General features: G+C 66.4%; 13 protein-coding genes and 1 tRNA gene. 7 read left to right on the top strand and 7 right to left on the bottom strand.

Annotated elements, in window-relative coordinates:
* Position 1 precedes the first annotated feature (1 nt).
* Positions 2-1,120: an S-(hydroxymethyl)glutathione dehydrogenase/class III alcohol dehydrogenase gene (locus LG334_RS06470; RefSeq protein ID WP_404384416.1), complete on the bottom strand. Its 1,119-nt coding sequence runs from the start codon at positions 1,118-1,120 to the stop codon at positions 2-4.
* Between the two features lie 124 nt (positions 1,121-1,244).
* Between LG334_RS06470 and LG334_RS06465 the strand changes: the two genes are divergently transcribed.
* Positions 1,245-2,180 (top strand): LysR substrate-binding domain-containing protein, encoded by a 936-nt coding sequence (locus LG334_RS06465; protein WP_404384414.1) that lies wholly within the window; start codon positions 1,245-1,247, stop codon positions 2,178-2,180.
* Here the strand turns inward: LG334_RS06465 and LG334_RS06460 are convergent.
* Entirely contained in the window at positions 2,159-2,794 is a 636-nt protein-coding gene (locus LG334_RS06460) for a TetR/AcrR family transcriptional regulator (RefSeq protein WP_404384412.1), read from the bottom strand. The genes LG334_RS06465 and LG334_RS06460 overlap by 22 nt on opposite strands.
* A 215-nt stretch (positions 2,795-3,009) precedes the next feature.
* Here LG334_RS06460 and LG334_RS06455 point away from each other — a divergent pair, with 215 nt between their 5' ends.
* Entirely contained in the window at positions 3,010-3,963 is a 954-nt protein-coding gene (locus tag LG334_RS06455; RefSeq protein ID WP_404384410.1) for a homocysteine S-methyltransferase family protein, read from the top strand.
* Positions 3,964-4,236: 273 nt separating this feature from the next.
* Here the strand turns inward: LG334_RS06455 and LG334_RS06450 are convergent, their stop codons facing one another.
* The 3 genes from LG334_RS06450 to LG334_RS06440 are packed head-to-tail and all read right to left on the bottom strand — an operon-like array spanning position 4,237 to position 6,731.
* Positions 4,237-4,791: a septation protein A gene (locus LG334_RS06450; RefSeq protein WP_404386315.1), complete on the bottom strand. Its 555-nt coding sequence runs from the start codon at positions 4,789-4,791 to the stop codon at positions 4,237-4,239.
* 50 nt (positions 4,792-4,841) lie between these two features.
* Positions 4,842-5,633, bottom strand: coding sequence for an RlmE family RNA methyltransferase (locus tag LG334_RS06445; protein ID WP_404384408.1), 792 nt, complete (start codon positions 5,631-5,633; stop codon positions 4,842-4,844).
* Between the two features lie 6 nt (positions 5,634-5,639).
* A complete protein-coding gene (locus tag LG334_RS06440; RefSeq protein ID WP_404384406.1) occupies positions 5,640-6,731 on the bottom strand; it encodes a Ppx/GppA phosphatase family protein in 1,092 nt (363 codons plus the stop codon).
* A gap of 342 nt (positions 6,732-7,073) precedes the next feature.
* On the opposite strand from LG334_RS06440, the gene LG334_RS06435 reads away from it, so the two are divergent.
* The 5 genes from LG334_RS06435 to LG334_RS06415 all read left to right on the top strand — a co-directional run bounded on the left by LG334_RS06435 (position 7,074) and on the right by LG334_RS06415 (position 13,345).
* A tRNA-Gln gene (locus tag LG334_RS06435) sits at positions 7,074-7,147 on the top strand.
* 127 nt (positions 7,148-7,274) lie between these two features.
* Positions 7,275-9,371: a DUF6538 domain-containing protein gene (locus tag LG334_RS06430; protein ID WP_404384404.1), complete on the top strand. Its 2,097-nt coding sequence runs from the start codon at positions 7,275-7,277 to the stop codon at positions 9,369-9,371.
* 638 nt (positions 9,372-10,009) lie between these two features.
* The gene (locus tag LG334_RS06425) at positions 10,010-11,371 is read left to right on the top strand and encodes a hypothetical protein (RefSeq protein ID WP_404384402.1); all 1,362 of its coding nucleotides are present in this window, start codon (positions 10,010-10,012) and stop codon (positions 11,369-11,371) included.
* A 184-nt stretch (positions 11,372-11,555) separates the two neighbouring features.
* Positions 11,556-12,473, top strand: coding sequence for a ParA family protein (locus LG334_RS06420; RefSeq protein WP_404384400.1), 918 nt, complete (start codon positions 11,556-11,558; stop codon positions 12,471-12,473).
* Complete coding sequence (locus LG334_RS06415; protein WP_404384398.1) at positions 12,470-13,345, top strand: ParB/RepB/Spo0J family partition protein; 876 nt, start codon at positions 12,470-12,472, stop codon at positions 13,343-13,345. Before LG334_RS06420 ends, LG334_RS06415 begins: the two co-directional genes overlap by 4 nt.
* A 114-nt stretch (positions 13,346-13,459) precedes the next feature.
* On the opposite strand, the gene LG334_RS06410 is transcribed toward LG334_RS06415, so the two are convergent.
* Both LG334_RS06410 and LG334_RS06405 read right to left on the bottom strand, forming a co-directional pair.
* A complete protein-coding gene (locus tag LG334_RS06410) occupies positions 13,460-16,654 on the bottom strand; it encodes a DEAD/DEAH box helicase (protein ID WP_404384396.1) in 3,195 nt (1,064 codons plus the stop codon).
* Entirely contained in the window at positions 16,651-16,899 is a 249-nt protein-coding gene (locus tag LG334_RS06405; protein ID WP_404384394.1) for a hypothetical protein, read from the bottom strand. The genes LG334_RS06410 and LG334_RS06405 overlap by 4 nt, the downstream gene beginning before the upstream one ends.
* Between the last annotated feature and the right edge of the window lie 42 nt (positions 16,900-16,941).

Raw genomic sequence — 16,941 nt, 5'->3', positions numbered from 1 at the left:
CTCAGCGGTCGTACAGGATGACGGAGCGGATGCTCTTGCCCTCGTGCATCAGGTCGAAGGCCTTGTTGATGTCGTCCAGCCCCATGGTGTGGGTGATGAACGTGTCCAGCTCGTACTCGCCCTTCATGTAGCGCTCCACGTAGTCCGGCAGTTCCGAGCGGCCCTTGACGCCGCCGAAGGCCGACCCGCGCCAGACCCGGCCGGTGACCAGCTGGAACGGGCGCGTGCGGATTTCCTCGCCGGCGCCGGCGACGCCGATGATGGTCGACTCGCCCCAGCCCTTGTGGCAGCACTCCAGGGCCGAGCGCATGACGTTGACGTTGCCGATGCACTCGAAGCTGTAGTCCACGCCGCCGTCGGTCATCTCCACCAGGACGTCCTGGATGGGACGGTCATGGTCCTTGGGATTGACCACGTCGGTCGCGCCCAATTGCCTCGCGATCTCGAACTTGTCGGGGTTGATGTCGATGCCGATGATGCGCTCGGCCTTCGCCATGACGCTGCCGATGATGGCCGCCAGTCCGATGCCGCCCAGGCCGAAGATGGCGACGGTGGACCCCGGTTCCACCTTGGCGGTGTTCTTCACTGCGCCCATGCCGGTGGTGACGCCGCAGCCCAGCAGGCAGACCTTTTCCAGCGGCGCTTCCTTGTTGATCTTCGCCAGCGCGATCTCCGGCAGCACCGTGTATTCCGAGAACGTGGAGGTGCCCATGTAGTGGAACACGTCCTTTCCGTTGACCGAAAAGCGCGTCGTGCCGTCGGGCATCAGGCCCTTGCCCTGGGTGGCGCGGATGGCCTGGCACAGGTTGGTCTTGCCCGACAGGCAGAACTTGCACTTGCCGCATTCCGGCGTGTAGAGCGGGATCACGTGATCGCCGACCGCGACGGACGTGACACCGGGGCCGACTTCCTCGACCACGCCGCCGCCCTCGTGTCCCAGGATGGCCGGGAAGATGCCCTCCGGGTCGGCGCCCGACAGGGTGTAGGCGTCGGTATGGCAGACGCCCGTGGCGACGATGCGGACCAGCACCTCGCCCTCCTTCGGGCCGGCGACGGTGACGTCCTCGATCTCCAGCGGCTTTCCGGCCTCCCAGGCCACGGCGGCACGAGACTTCAGCATGGGGCAACTCCTCAAGGCTCGACGGTCAGAGCCCGAGAATATCACTGCGCCAGGGGTTCGAGCGTTGCGATCCGGCATGATATTGTTCCACATATGGGACAATATCCGGGGCGGGAGGCCGCGAATGAGCCGCTGGGACGGCATTGACGAGTTCGTTGCGGTGGCCGAGGCGGGAAGCTTCCGCGCCGGGGCGGAGCGCCTGCGCGTCTCGTCGTCGCAGGTCAGCCGGCAGGTGGCGGCGCTGGAGAACCGGCTCCAGACGCGCCTTTTCTACCGCACCACCCGCCGCGTCGCCCTGACGGACGCCGGCCGCGTCCTGCTGGAGCGGTGCCAGCGTCTGGTGGAGGAGCGCGACGAGGCCCTGCGCGCCGTGGTCGACCGCGAGGAAGGCGAACCGCGCGGCGTGCTGCGCATGACCTGCGCCGTCTCCTACGGCGAGCGGTTCATCGTTCCGCTGATGAACGCCTTTCTGGAAAAGCACCCGGCGCTTCACCTGGACATCCAGTTGACCAATACGACCATCGATCTGGTGCAGGAACAGGTGGACCTCGCCGTCCGCCTGGGCCGGCTGACGGACTCGGGCATCATCGCGACACGCCTGGCGCCCCGCGTGATGCACCTGTGCGCCGCGCCCGCCTACCAGGCGCGCAATGGCACGCCCCACAGCCTGTCGGAAATCGCCGGCCACGATTGCCTGGTCGGCACGGCCGAAACCTGGCTGTTCGACGACGGCGGCGGGCGGGCAACGCTGGTGCGCCCCGCCGGCCGGTGGCGCTGCAACAGCGGCAGCGCCGTTCTGGACGCCGCCCTGCGCGGCTTCGGCCTCTGCCAGTTGCCCGACTACTACGTGACGGAGCACATCGCCGCCGGCCGGCTCGTCTCCCTGCTGCCCAACCACCGCCCGCCGCACACCGCCGTCTGGGCCGCCTACCCGCAGCGCCGGCACCTGTCGGCCAAGGTCCGGCTGGCGATCGAGCACCTGAAGGCCGGCCTCGCCCGGCGGCCGGAATACGCCCCGCCGCCCCCGGCCGCGCCGCCTCAGGACGCGGCGACGGGCTGACCTTGCGGGGCGAACAGCAGCTTCACGAAGCTTCGCAGCACCATCACCTGGCGCGGCAGGATGTGGTGGTCACCGAGCGCGCGGCCGAGCACCAGCCCGCCTTCCACCACCGCCGAGACCGTGTCCGCCAGATCGTCCAGGTCCACCGCCTCGCGCGGCGGATAGCGTTCCGCGATATCGGCCAGCAGCCCCCGGAACCGCGCCCGCCAGCCCATGACGATGCGCCTGTTCAACGCGCGCACTTCGGCGTCGAACAGGCGCTCCTGATAACAATAGGTGGCGACGAGGCAACCGGGATGACCGTCCGGCAGATCCTCCATCAGTTCGGCGAACAGCTTGAGGCCGACCAGGAAGGCGTGCAGCGGATCGTCGGTCAGCGCCCGCGCGCGGTCGAACAGGTCGTCGAGGATCGCCTCTTCCCGCTCCAGGTAGCGGAGCAGCAGGGCGCGGGCCAGTTCGTTCTTGTCGCGGAAGTGATAGAAGAAGCCGTTCTTGGTGATGCCGACGGCCGCGATCAGCTCGTCGATGGAGGTCGCGCCGAAGCCCTTGTCGAGCACCGCCGCCTCGGCGGTCTCCAGAATGCGGTCGCGCGTCGTCTCGCCCTTGCCGGCCATGGCGGGGTCCTCCGTGCCGTATACTGCACCACAGGTCCAGTTTCCCCCGCGCCGGGCGCCGCCGAGGCGCCGCACAACGCCACCCTGCCGTCCTAATATACTGATTTTCCGTCCATACCGCAGAGCGGATGCGGTGCACCGCGCGCCCAATGGTCGTAGACGGCATATGGCGCCATCCTTCGGGCACCACAAACAGACAAACACCGGAGGACGTCATGACCATTCAAAACCCGATCACCGCCCTGCCCCAGCTCGCCGGCCGCCCCTTCGTCAGCGACGGTGGCCTGGAGACCTGGCTGGTCTTCCACGAAGGCATCGACCTGCGCGACTTCGCCGCCTTCGAGCTGATGACCAAGCCCGATGGCCGCGCCACCCTGGAGCGCTGGTACCGCCGCCACGCCGCCATCGCCGCCACCCACGGCGCCGGCTTCATCTTCGAGACGCCCACATGGCGGGCCAACCGCGACTGGGGCGCGGGCCTCGGATACGACCGCGCCGCGCTGCGCGCCATCAACACGGACTCTGTCCGGTTCCTCCACCGCCTGCGCGACGATCTGGCGGCGGAAACCGGCATCCAGGGCGTCGTCAGCGGCTGCATCGGGCCGCGCGGCGACGGCTACATCCCCGGCGACCGCATGACCAGCGCCGAGGCCGCCGCCTACCATTCCGCCCAGGTGGAGGCCTTCGCGAGCGCCGGAGCCGACATGGTCTCGGCCATGACCCTTTCCTACGTCGCCGAGGCAGCCGGCATCGCCCATGCCGCCACCGCCGCCGGCATCCCCTGCGCCCTGTCATTCACCGTGGAGACCGACGGCCGCCTGCCCTCAGGCGAAGCCCTGCGCGACGCCATCGAGGCCGTCGACGCCGAGACCGCCGGGGTCGTCGCCTACTACATGATCAACTGCGCCCACCCGACGCACTTCGCCGAGACGCTGGGCGAGGAAGGCGCCTGGAAAAACCGCATCCGGGGCATCCGCGCCAATGCGTCACGGATGAGCCACGCGGAACTGGAAGCCAGCGAAACCCTCGACGACGGCGACCCGGAGGACCTGGGCGCCCGCTACAAGGACCTCCACGCCCTGCTGCCGGCGCTGGCCGTCGTCGGCGGCTGCTGCGGGACCGATCACCGGCACGTGGAGGCGGTGGCGCGGGCGTGTCTGACGGGGTAGTGGTTTGGAAACACCAAGACACCAAGACTTTCCGGCTATGCCGGGATGGAATGCGAGGGAGCCTCGGGCTCCCTCGCGCTCCCTCGATTATTACCCATCTCTGGCCCGCGAACCGGGCGCAACGGCCAACCAAGGCGAGGATGGCGCGCCGTCGCGCGCTGTCTTGGTGCCTTGGTGACTTGGTGGTTCAAAAAGAAAGACCGGGAACGCTGATCCACGTTCTCCCGGTCTCTTGGTGTCGTTCGTGGCCATCCCCGCACCTTGCCTGCCGTCTCACCCGGCCTTCGCCTCGTTCTCCGGGTGGTACTTGGTCAGCAGCGGCACCAGCGTCAGACTGAAGATGATGGTCAGCGGCATGATGCCGAACACCTTGAACTGCACCCAGGTGTCGGTGTCGAAACTGCGCCAGACGATTTCGTTCAGCACCGCCAGCAGGCAGAAGAACCACGCCCAACGCCACGTCAGCTTGCGCCAGCCCTCGTCCGTCAGGTGGAAGGCGGCGTCGAAGACGATCTTCAGCACGTTGCGCTTCAAGCCAAGCGACACGAACAGCACCGCCGCGAACAGCGCGTTGACGATGGTGGGCTTGAGCTTGATGAACAGGTCGTCCTCCAGCAGCACCGTCAAACCGCCGAACCCGATGACGAAAATGCCCGAGATCAGCGGCAGCACCGGCACCTTGCGCGCGATCAGCCACGACGCGCTCAACGCCACCACCGTGGCGACGATGAAGGCGCCGGTGGCCGGAATGATGCCGTACTTGTTGTTGCCGACGAAGAACACCACCAACGGACCGATCTCCAGCAGCAGCTTCAGCCACTGGTTCATGGGTTTCTTACCGGAGGAAGCGGCTTCGGCGGGCTGCTGGCCTTCGGTGCTCACGCGCGGGTCTCCGTATCGTCGTCGCTGCCGTCATCGCGATCGCGGTCCGCCGGACGTCCGCGGAAGCCCGAGGCGATCACGTACATTTCCGAGCTTTCCTTGCGGCTGGCCGGCGGCTTGGCGTGGCGCACCGTCTCGCACAGGGTTTTCATGCGGGTGAGCAGTTCGCCTTCCGTCCCGCCCTGGAACACCTTGCAGACAAAGGTGCCGCCGGGCGCCAGCACGTCCTCGGCGAAGTCCCACGCCAGTTCCAGAAGGGCCATGATGCGCAGGTGATCGGTGGGCGGGTGGCCGGTGGTGGGCGCGGCCATGTCCGACAGCACCACGTCCGCCGGGCCGCCCAGGGCGGCCTTCAGCACGTCGGGCGCGTCGGGGTCGTTGAAATCCTTGGTGATGCAGGTCGCGCCGGCGACGGTCTCCCATTCCAGGATGTCCAGGCCGACCACCACGCCGCCGCCGGGCTTGCCGGCGTTGACGCGATCCACCGCAAGCTGCGTCCAGCCGCCGGGGGCCGCACCCAGGTCGATGACGCGCTGGCCGGGCTTGAGGAAGTGGAACCGGTCGTCCAGCTCCAGCAGCTTGAAGGCCGCGCGCGACCGCAGGCCGCGCGCCCGCGCCTCGGCCACGTAGGGATCGTTGAGCTGGCGTTGCAGCCAGCGGGTGGACGAGTTCTTGCGGCCGCGCGCGGATTTCACCTTGACCGTCAGCTGACGGTTGCCGGTGTTGGCGACGGCCCCGCCGCCGGAGCGCCGGGCGCGTCCGGAAGCGGCAGACGGCTTCTTGGCCATGATCTCTTAAGCAACCTCCATGGCATCGACCCGCATGAGGTCGAGCAACATGCCTTCGCGCAGGCCCCGGTCGGCGACGCGCAGGCGCCCCACCGGCCACAGCTCGCACAGGCCTTCCAATATGGCGCAGCCCGACAGCACAAGGTCGGCGCGTTCGCGACCGACGCAGGGATGCTGGGCGCGTTCCCTCAGGGTCATGGTGGACAGCCGACGGCTGACCTCCACGATGTCGTTGAAGTCGATGGTGATGCCGTCCACCAGCGAGCGGTCATAGCGCTTGAGCCCCAGGTGCACGCCGCCCAGCGTGGTGACGGTGCCCGAGGTGCCCAGCATCTGCACATCGCCATGGCGGACGCGGTCGGCAAGGGCGTGCTGCAGGTCGAAAGGCCGCAGCAAGTGCACGATGCGGTCCTTCACGGCATCATATGTGCGCTGGCAGAGGTCGCCGCCACCGCATTCCTCGGCGACGGTCACCACGCCCAGCGGCAGGCTGGCCAGCCCCTGGACGGCAAGTTCGCCGGCAGGGTCCAGCTCCACCCAGAGAAGCTCGGTGGAGCCGCCGCCGATGTCGAACACCAGGGCATAGGGGATGTCCGGGTCCAGCAGCGGCGCGCAGCCGCCAAGGGCCAGGCGGGCCTCCTCGGCCGGCGTGATGGTCTCGAGGCGCAGGCCGGTGCGGTCCCGCACCTCCTGCACGAAGGCGCGGCCGTTGGCGGCCCTGCGGCAGGCCTCGGTGGCGACGGTGCGGGCGGCGGTGACGCCGCGCCGGCGCATCTTCTCCGCGCACAGTCCGAGCGCGTCGATGGTGCGGTCCATGGCCAAGCGCGAAAGCTTGCCGGATCCGGCCAGCCCCTCGCCAAGGCGGGTGATCCGGGAAAAACTGTCGATGACGCGAAAGCCTTCGGCGCTGGGCCGGGCGACGAGCATGCGACAGTTGTTGGTTCCCAGATCGATGGCCGCGTAGATGCCGTTGTGCGGCCCGTCCTGCGGCCCCGGCTTGGTGCCGCCGCAGGTCCGGACCGCTTCGCCACCGCGCCGCGCCGCCGCGCCGCCGGGCGGGGCGCCGGCGATGGGGGTGTCAGCGCGTGTCGCAACCACGGGTTCGATCAACCTTTCTCAATCAGCCGCCGCGGGCGTGCGGGTCGACGGCGGAGCGGGCTTTGCCTCTCCCGAGGCGGTCCGAAGGGTTCGGGTCCGCCTCCTATGTCTGATCCTGCGCGCCGCCTGGCGGCATGGTTTCCACTTGGACTCTAACTTATCGCACGCCGCAGCCCGATGAAACCCCGCCGCAGGGGGCAGACGCTCTGAGCGGGCGCAGGAGCTGAAATTTTTTCAACACAAAGGCCTTTACACCACCGAAACAGGGTGGTACATACGCGGCCTCTCGAGGGGGAAACGCCCCGCGCCACGGCGCTCACAGACCCTCGGAGGCATCCCTGGTGGGGGATAGTTTAATGGTAGAACAGCGGACTCTGACTCCGTTAGTCCAGGTTCGAGTCCTGGTCCCCCAGCCAAACAAGCGCTAAAGCGTTGATTTTCCTCAAGAAGGCGACTGCACTTGCGGTCGCCTTCTCGCGTTGTAGCCCCCAGCTGTAGCACCTGGCGGCAGACCGGCGATCCCTCACGCGCGAGGGGATCACCATGGCGCACCACCTCATCCGCCGCGGCACGGTTTGGCACTGGCGGCGAAGAATCTCGCAAAATGCCCTGGTCGCTCTGGCCAAACAGCATATTTCCATATCCGTGCGCACATCGGAGTGGCGCATCGCGGTCATCAGGGCCGCGCATCTCGACGCGGTCTTCTGCCGCGTGATGGCGATGGGTGATCGGAGTATGGGCGCGCACAGCGAGGCGCAGAGCTGGACGGAGATCCTGGCGGTCATGGCACCGCCGGGCATCACCGACCGTGCGCCCGAGGTGCTGACCCGGCGCGAGAAGCGCGCCATCCTGACTGCGATCTTCAACCGGGCCCTCGACAACCTGCTGCGGCACGAAAAGCACCTGCGCCAGCGTGCCGCCGACCCCGCCGGGTGGCTCGAGACGTTCGACCGCACGCTCGAGACGGCGCTGAGGGAGTTCGACCCCGCGCCGGCCCACGACCTTGTCGACGCGGAACTTCGGCGCAACGGGATCCGTCTCGAGGCCGGCAGCGACGAGCACGACGACCTCGCCTTCGGGGCCGTCCGGATGATGCGCCAGGCGATCCGGATCCACGGCGAACGCCGCCAGGGCGTCTACCGCGAGGACGCCGATCTGGCCGACGAGCTTGTCCGCCTGGAAGCGCTGGCGGCGCTGCCGCGTATCCCCTCGCCGCAATGCACCTCCCTCCCGGCGTTCGACGGTGTCCCTGGCGGCAGCGCGGCGAAAGATCTCGGGCCCGACCGGCAGGCCTTGGATGCCGCCGCCCTCGATGACGCCGATCACCAGGACGAGGACGATGATCCGGAGGACGAGGACGACTATGAGAACGACGAGGACGCGGACGAGGACGAAGTCGCGTCGCCAGCGGCTTCCCGGGGTGATTCAGACGACGACGAGCATCTGACGCTTCAGATGCGGCTGTCCGACCTCATGCCGCATGTCGTCAAGTCGAACATCAACAACACCTGGGTCCCGAAGTCCGCCAGGCAGGCCGAACAGGCCTGCCGCCTCTTCATTTCGCTCATCGGCAACATGAAGGTCGGCGCGATCGAGCCGAGCGATGCCTCACGCTATCAGCGGAAGCTCGAAGGCCTTCCGTCGCTGAACGGCAAGAGCATCTATGCGGGGCTGGAGGCCCGGGCGGCCGTAGACCTGCGAAACCGGATCGAGCGGCTCAGCCGCGACCCCAGTCCCGCCGCCAAAGAAGAGGTGAAGAAGCTCTGCGCGCGGTCGACGCAACCCGTCAACAAACTCCTCGAGACCATCTCGAAGAAGACCATCAACCGTCATGTCACCTTCATGCGGGCGGTCATGGAATGGGTGGGCATCCACATCAAAAAGAACCGAAATAATCCCTTCGAAGGCCTGTTCCACAAGGGGGTGAAGAAGTCCGGCAACAAGCGCAAACCAAGAAAAGCATGGACGGACGAGAATCTCACAACTTTCTTCTCGTCCCGGCTATACCGGCCTGAAGGTGGCGCCGCGATCCGCGACGGCAAAATCATTGACGGCACGTCAATGCAATGGGTCCCGTTGATCGCCGCCCTGAATGCGCCCCGCTCGGAAGAGATCCTCCAGCTCGAGACCGACCACATTATTTCCTTAGAGGGTCTGCCCTGCATGTGCATTGGCGAGGGTGACAGCACGGTCAAGACGGAAGGCTCCCGGCGGACAGTGCCGCTCCACCCCGTTCTTATTGAACTCGGTTTCATGGATTTCGTAACGGCGCTCAAGCGCCACAGCAAGGGCAAGTCTGTCCGCCTGTTTCCGGACGTGCCGAAAGGCAAGGACGGCCGCTACACGTCGGTGTTCACCAAGCGCTTCGGGACATACCGTCGATCCATAGGACTGACGGAGGACGGGAAGGATTTCCATGCCCTCAGATTGACGTTCAACACCCGCCTGCGTCAGCGGGCACCGAAAGAGATCGGCGAGCACTTTCTTGGTCATGTCGACGACAGCGTGAACAGCGAACACTATTTCGGCGGGTACGCGATGAAGAACCTCGCGACTCACCTGTCCACGCTCGACTATGCCGACTTGATCCTGGCCGCGGTGAGAGGGGAAGAGGCCGCGCCACAGCACCCGGTACCCTGACGGAGGGGCGCATCCTCGATCGGCCCAGGCCGCTCGCGCAGCGGATACCCGGTGGGGAAGGCCAGGCAGACCCAGTCGCGGTTCCTGGAAGGAGCCGGCGCGCATCGCGCGGTGCGCCGCGGCCGCCGTCGTTGTCGTGTGAAACGAAGACAGCCGAGCTTGCGCGGCCGGGATCATGTCGCGACGTCGGCAGGCCCGATCAGAAGGTCGCGGCAAGCGGTGTGCGAGAGAGGGGCCGATCAGGCAACGTGGTGGGCCGATCGACGACGGCGGCGGGGGCCGGACCACCTTCCCAGGCGCTCGCAGAACCAGACCGTTGTCCGAAGGCCTGCCCGGCCGCAGAACGCACGCGCGGAAGCCCCTCCTCCGCCAGCCGCCACGTTCCACGTCGGAACGGCTGCCGGTGGTGCATGCACCGTGCCGACAGACATGCAGGGGCCGCGTAGAAACGGTTGGCAAAGGTCCTGGTACTCAATTTCCAGAAAAGTGGCTCCAGCCCCTGGCCGGGAATCCGGAAAAGGCTATCTGGTCAATAGGAAGACGCCAGATGCGACCAGCCATGACCTTCCGGCGCGGATCCCGAACGGCAGACAGCCGTCCGGCTACGCCACAGCGACGAACCCTTCGAGGACTGAAGAATGCTGCACAATGAATACTCCACCACGAGTTCCCCCTCCCCGGCCGGAACATCCGTCGACCCGGCCGGCAAGGATCGCCTTCTGCCGGCGGAGACGGCTGAGAGCACAGAAGCGGGCTGTCCTGTTTATGACGCATCCCGGCAGGACGCCCCTGGCGATGCGACGCTACCTCACTGCGCCGAAAGCGGCTCGCCGGACGACGGACACTTGGCGGGCGGCAGTTCCGGTGATGCTGATGATGACGCCGCCGATCGCCGGCGGGACGAGATGCTGCGCCAGCTGCGAGCCGGCGTGGAGGAGTACTTTCTCAGCGACGCGGCCGTGACGGTGAGCGAAGCGCTGGCCCTATTCAGGGAGCGGCACCGGGAACGCCCGGATGCCCAGCCATCGCGTCTCGAGGCGGAGGTCGCCAGAGCTGCCGCCCTGTTCATCGAGTTGAACGGCGATCGGGCGCTGGGGGCGATCACTGAGGAAGAGGTGCACGAGTTCAAGAGCCTCCTGTCGGTCCTGCCGCGCAATCTGCGCCTCGACAAAGTCCGCGGCAGCGCCCTGCGGGACCTCGCCCCCCGCCAGCGCAGCGCGTTCGCGGGCCAGAGGCCGCGCAGCGAGGAGGACACCGGCCTTATCTCCCTGTCCACCGTCAACCGCCACCTGAAAGGCATGGGCCGGCTGTTCAACGAGTTCGACCTCCACAACCCGTTTCACGGCAAGGGGTACGGCCGGCGCGCGATCCGGGAGACCCGTCCGCGGATCGAGCGGTGGTCGCAGGCTGATCTCGACGCCTTCTTCGCCAGCACGCTTTACACGGGGTGCCTCTCGGAGGCGCAACGGGCCGAGCCGGGCTCCCTGGTGATCAAGGACAGCCTGTACTGGGCGCCACTGCTGTCGCGGCACGCGGGGCTCAGGGCCTGCGAGATCGCGCCGCTCGATGTGTCGTCTGTGAGGGATGTCGCCGGGATCACCGTTCTCCGCGTCGGTGACGCTTCGCCCCACGATTCGGCCAGAAACATCCGCCTTGTCCCGCTCCCGCACGTTCTGATAACCCATGGCTTCCTGGAGTTCGTCAAGGACCGACAGCGCCAGGGCGAGACCTACCTGTTCCCCGAGCTCCATGGTTTCGGAGCGGATAAGGCGGCCGAGCTGCTTCGTCAAAGCCTCGGCGCCTATATGAACAGCGTGGTGCCCGGACGCCGTTTCATGGGGCTCCGCGTCACGTTCGCCCACGACATCCGTCAGCAGGCCGGGATGACTCCCGACATGTTCGCGGACATCATGGGCATCGCGCGGCCTGCCTGGGACCGAAGCCTTTGGACCGGTCCGAATCTGCCGGCACTCAAGGCGGCGATCGACATGCTGTCGTAACACCGGCCACACCAGCCAGGAGAAGTCCCCGCTTCTCCTGGCTTTTTCCTGCCGGTCTAGCCCCAGACTGTCTCAATACCTCAGGGCGTGTGCGGGGCCGCTCGGGACATGCGCAGCAAGCCGCGGACCTCTTGGCGGACCGCTCCGCGGATCTAGATCATCACGGCGTCATCCACCGGAGTACATGATGAGATACGAGCTCGGAAAGGCAGCCCAGGCTTCCCGCCCCACCGCACCGTCCCCCACCGCACAGGAACACGGCGCGGAAGCGCCGCACCCGCTGGCAACGGATCAGCAGGGCCCGGTCGTCATCGCTATCGCGAACCAAAAAGGCGGCGTCGGCAAGACCACGACGTCGCTGAACCTGGCGCACGCCCTGTCGCACCGCGGCCGCCGCGTCCTCGTCGTCGATCTCGACCCCCAGGCCAACGCGACCCTCGCCGCCGGGGTCGACCGTGTGGCCGTCGGACGGAGTGGCCGGACGATTTACAACGTCCTGCTTCAGGACCGGCCGCTCGCCGACATTATCCAGGTTTCGGCGAACCTCTCGTTCGCCGTCGCACCATCCGGTGCGAACGCCGACGCAGCAGAGCTTGAACTGGCCGGCCGGACGGCTGCCGAACTTCTGCTGCGCGCCAGGATCGAGGACATGGCGCCACGCTTCGACGTGATCCTGCTCGATTGCCCGCCGAACCTCGGCAAGCTGACGCTCAACGGCGTGCTGGCGGCGCGCTACCTGCTGATCCCGACGGAAGCCGCCGCGTGGTCGATGGCGGGCATTCCCCTCTTGCTCGGCAACGTCGACCAGGTCCGCCGGCTGTACCGCCATGACATCCGCCTTCTCGGTATCGTGCCGACGAAGGTCCGGCTCCGCGTCCGACAGGACCAAGAGTCGCTTGAGGAACTGCGCCGTGACTACGGAGACGCGACACACATCTTCCCCGCGATCCGCCACACCACGGCCTACGCCGTGTCGGAAGCGGCCGGCTCGGTCACCCTGGCGGACAATCCCTACGCCCCGGGCGTCGAGGCATACTACGCCATAGCGGACCAGGTGCTGGTGTCGATCGCCCGCGACATGACACCGGCGGTGACGTCGTGAGCCGGCGCCCGAGCCGGCGGGTCTCGCAGCAGGTGTCCGGCGAGGCCGCCAGGGCGGTCTCGACCGGGATCATCGCGCTGTCTCAGCCGATGCAGGTGCTGGAGGTCCCGATCGACCGGATCAGCCCGAACCCGGACCAGCCCCGGAAGCGGTTTGATCAGGCCGCCCTGGAGGCCCTGGCGTCCTCGATCATGGACAAGGGCCTGCTTCAACCGGTCCTGATCAAGAAGCATCCGACTGCGGAGGACTCCTTCATCCTCGCAGCCGGCGAGCGCCGATGGCGCGCCCACAAGCACCTCGGCCGGGCGTCCATCCGCGCCATCTGCGTCACCGGCGACGTCGACGAGATCGCCGTCGTGGAGAACGCGCAGCGGGCCGATCTGCATCCCGTCGAAACCGCGATGGCCCTCCGCAGGCTGTCGGATACGCGGCAATGCACCGACGAGAGCCTCGCGCTACTGACCGGCATGAGCCGCTCGGACGTCTCCAAGATGCTGGCGATGGCCTCCCTGCCGGAGGAGATGCGGCACGCGTTTCTCGATATGGCCCCGGCGCCGACGAAGTCTGCGCTCTTTGAAGTGGCCATGGCCCCGGAGGAGCAACGGCCGGTACTCGCCGAGCGGGTCCTCGAGGGAGCCTCAGTGGCTGAGTTGCGGCGCTTGCGAAGCCATATTGGCAACGAAAGCGTGACCGTCGGCAGCCTCCGGCCGAGACCGCCGGCCAAAGGCCCGAACCTGGGCCGCCACGTCAAGGCGATGGCGAAGATCGTCGGCGCCATGCGCAGGGAAGGCCGGCCACTGGACGATCAGGATCGGGACGAGCTTCAATGCCTCCGCGACTCCATCGACGTCCTGCTCAACAGCAGCACTTAAAAACCACTAGCAATATCGTTCGACGTCGAACATCAGCTCACTCGCGTCTGAGCGCGCGCATTGGCTTGCCGTCTTGCTGCCTCGGCCAGCGGGGACCAAGCCGGCATCGACGCGTCAGGATTGCTGCGTCAACGTTTCGTGAAACTCATCCACAGTAACGTTTTTCTCGAGGTCAAACACGGACATGTCCGGGAAGGACGGCGATCCCGGCGACCACAACTCTAGACTATCGGCGTGCTGCTCAAAGAGGACCGGGTCCGTCGTCACCCGGACGGCCTCGACCATGCCTGGAGACAGGTACCCGAAGTCCTTCTTGCCGGTTTTCTTCACCTCATCGCCCGGAGGGAGCAGGTCCTCCCGCTCAAGGATTTTGCCCAACTCGCTGAGGCCGTAGGCGGCGGAGACGCGTGGCCGCTCCTCCACCTCGGCGGCGGTCACTTCGTCAATGTCAAAACCACCGTCCCGTTGCACTTCATCCACCTCCTGCCGCACGCTATCCACCAGCGCAGCGGCTTGTCTTCCGCGATCTTCCCCGCCGGCTAACGCGATGCCACCGATGACCTTCGGCAGTTTGCTCAGGATGGGCTGGAGACCGCCGACGAAGGTGGTGAACAGGTCAATTCGCTCCCTGAGCGCCATGTAGACGTCGGCCTCGACCGTGCCCTTGTAGTGCAGGTTGACGATCCGAATGATTGGGTTCTGCTGCCCCAAGCGGTCGATGCGCCCGATACGCTGCTCGACCTTCATGGGGTTCCACGGCATGTCATAGTTCACAAGGGCGCCACAGAATTGGAAGTTCAAGCCCTCGGCCGCGGCATCCGTGCACAACAGGACATGGGCCGCTTTGTCGCGGAACATCGCCTTCGTCTTGTCACGAGAGATCTGCAACCAGTGGCCGTCGGACGATCGGACTTCACCCCCGCGCCCGGAGAAGCACATGACCGTGAACGCCGATTCCTTAATGAGGTAATCTCGGAGGAAGTCCAGCGTGTCGGTGTACTGGGTGAACACGATCACCTGCTCGTAGCCAGCGACCTTAAGTTCCATGATTGTCTTGAGCAGTTCGCGTGCCTTGGTGTCGGCAGGAAGCCGCCGGACCTCGCGGAGGAGGCTTTCGATGTCGCCGCGCTCCTCCAACGCAAGCGCCTCCGTCTCCAGCTGTGCCGCGTCGTCGGCGTCCATTACCTCGTCATCAGCTTCGTCATCGGGCAGATCCTCGTCGAGGTGCTTGGCATCGAACAAGCTTCCCTGGGGACCCAGTTGAAGGGCGGCCTTGCGGTTTGTGAGGGTCTGCGCCAAGGCATGGAAGCTGCTGGCCAGGCGCCGCCGATACACGGTCATCACGAAGCCGACGGCTGTCTTCTTTTCCTTGGCTGCGTTGTCGTAGGTGGAGCCGATATACTCCTCGACGGCGGTGTAGACCCGTGCCTCCGCCTGGGTCAGCTCCACGAACACGTCCTCTACCTTGCGGTCGGCGATTGGCGTCTTCAGCTTCCCAGCCTTGTGGTAGGCCCGCAGCAGAGATCGCGTGTGGCGCGAGATCAGCCGCTTCACCGGCGTCGTGCCACGCAGCAGCTTCAACAGGTCCTTCCGGTCCGTCGTTTCGAGAGCCTTGAGAGGGAGCGTGCTTTTCTCGCGCAGGGCCTTCAGCAGCTTCTTGGCCCTCAGGGAGCTTGGCGTGCCGATGATGCGCTGCGCTTCGTCAACTGCGATGGGGCCGAAACGCGCTTCGCTGGCCCGGAACAGCCGCGCAAGAGTCGCCAGCTCCTCATGCGACGGGCTGGGCTTGCCGGCAAGCTCAAAGAACCGCAGGAATGCATCAACGTGCCATTCTGGCGGAAGCCCAAGGAGCGCGAGCAGATCCCATACCTCCACGGGGCTCACCTGCATGGGGGTGGCTGTAAGGAGCACCAAGCCCTGCGTCCGCCGCTCGAGCCCCTTCATCAGCCGCAGCAGCTGGTTCGGCCGCTCGTCATCTCCGATCCCGCCGGACCGGCGCCGGGCGTGATGCGCTTCGTCGAGAACGACCAGGTCCCAGGGCTCCGCCTCCAGAAGCTCACGGGCGCGGTCGGCCCGTCGCATCAGGTGACTGGACACGATGACGAAGGGCTCTTGATGCCAGTCATGACGCGACACGGCCTTGACCGGATTGGCACCCAGAACGGGACACGGGCGCCATGCGAACTTGTTGCCGTCGTATATGGGCCAGTTGAGATTAAACTTCTCTCTCAGTTCGATCTGCCACTGGTTCAACACCGCCTTCGGCGCCATGACGAGGATCCGCTTTGCCCGTCCCGACAGCCAAGCCTGGCGCAACAGGAGACCCGCCTGGATGGTCTTCCCGAGACCGACCTCGTCGGCGATCAAAAGGCGCGGCGGCCAGCTGTTGTACATCCGTTCGAACGCGCGCACCTGATGAGGCCAAGGGGTGATGGCCGACGTGGCTTCGCCTACGCGGTCGCCAAGGTCAGGCAGTTGCGGGGCCTGCCTCAGGAATGACCAGACCACGCGGCGCGGATCGGTCACGCGGGGCTCCGGCTCGGGTGCCGGTGCCACAGGATCAGGCTCGGGCACCGGCTCCGGATCATCAAGTTCAAGGTCCTTGAGCCGCGCCGGCTTGTCATCCTTAGGCAGGAACGCCATCAACTCCTGCGCCTTCGCGGACGGGATGTCCATGACGATGGCACGGCTCGACTGGTCCGCCCACAAGGTCTGGAATGTGCGCTCCTCGGCCGCGACGTTGGCTTTGGTGCCGGTCCAACTCGTGAAGACGTGGAAGGTCTCGTAGTTGTGGCGCCACGCCGCTTCGGTCTCGTTGATGCTGCCGGTGAACGCGAGTACGTTGCCCACCCGATCTTCGATGATCCCAGCCTTCGCGTGAAACAGGCCGACGCCCGGTACCGGCTTCCGTGCCGCATTGCATGGCACAGCCACCTTGACCTCCAAGAAACCCTGCGCAACCATCCATGCAAGCAGCTCGAGGGCCTCCGCCGCCGACGGGTCGGGCGCCACCAGAGGCATCCGTAGAAGCTGAGCCTCCAGGGTGTCGCGGAGGTTTTCCCCCTTTTCGATCGCTTCGACTTCGCCCTCTGCAAGGGTACAGCCGACGAGAAGTCGCATTCTGCCCTTGTTGACGACCAGGTACTCCAAGCCCCTCATCGCCAACGCCAAGGCCGGGGCCGTGAAGTACCCTGTGGTCCTGTCGTAGCGAATAGCGCAGGACAGCGCCGGCACATAGAAATCCTTCACCAGATGAGCGGTGTCAGGACTGAAGTGCGGCGGCCAGTCGCGATCGTCCAGATTGCTCACTGGGCCGCCTCTTCGTGAAGCATCGAGAGCTGCTTGGGCTCGTCGACTTCATCGCCGAAGCAAAGACGCCGCAAGCCTTCCAGCACTTCGAAGTCGCTTGCTGCCGGAGCGGCCGCCTCCACCGGATCGAAGCCGGTGAACGACCGGGACGGCGGCAGGACCTCCAACACCGCTTCGAGCGCCATGAGGAACGACGGATCCTGGTGCAGGCCGACGCCCTCGAGCATCTCTTTCGCCGCCGTCAAGGTCCTCGTCCGCGCCAAATGTGCGGCATGGTGTGAGGTGGC

It is taken from the genome of Caenispirillum salinarum (assembly GCF_044803115.1).
Taxonomy (GTDB): domain Bacteria; phylum Pseudomonadota; class Alphaproteobacteria; order Rhodospirillales; family Rhodospirillaceae; genus Caenispirillum; species Caenispirillum salinarum_A.
This window is presented reverse-complemented; position numbering and strand designations above follow the sequence as displayed.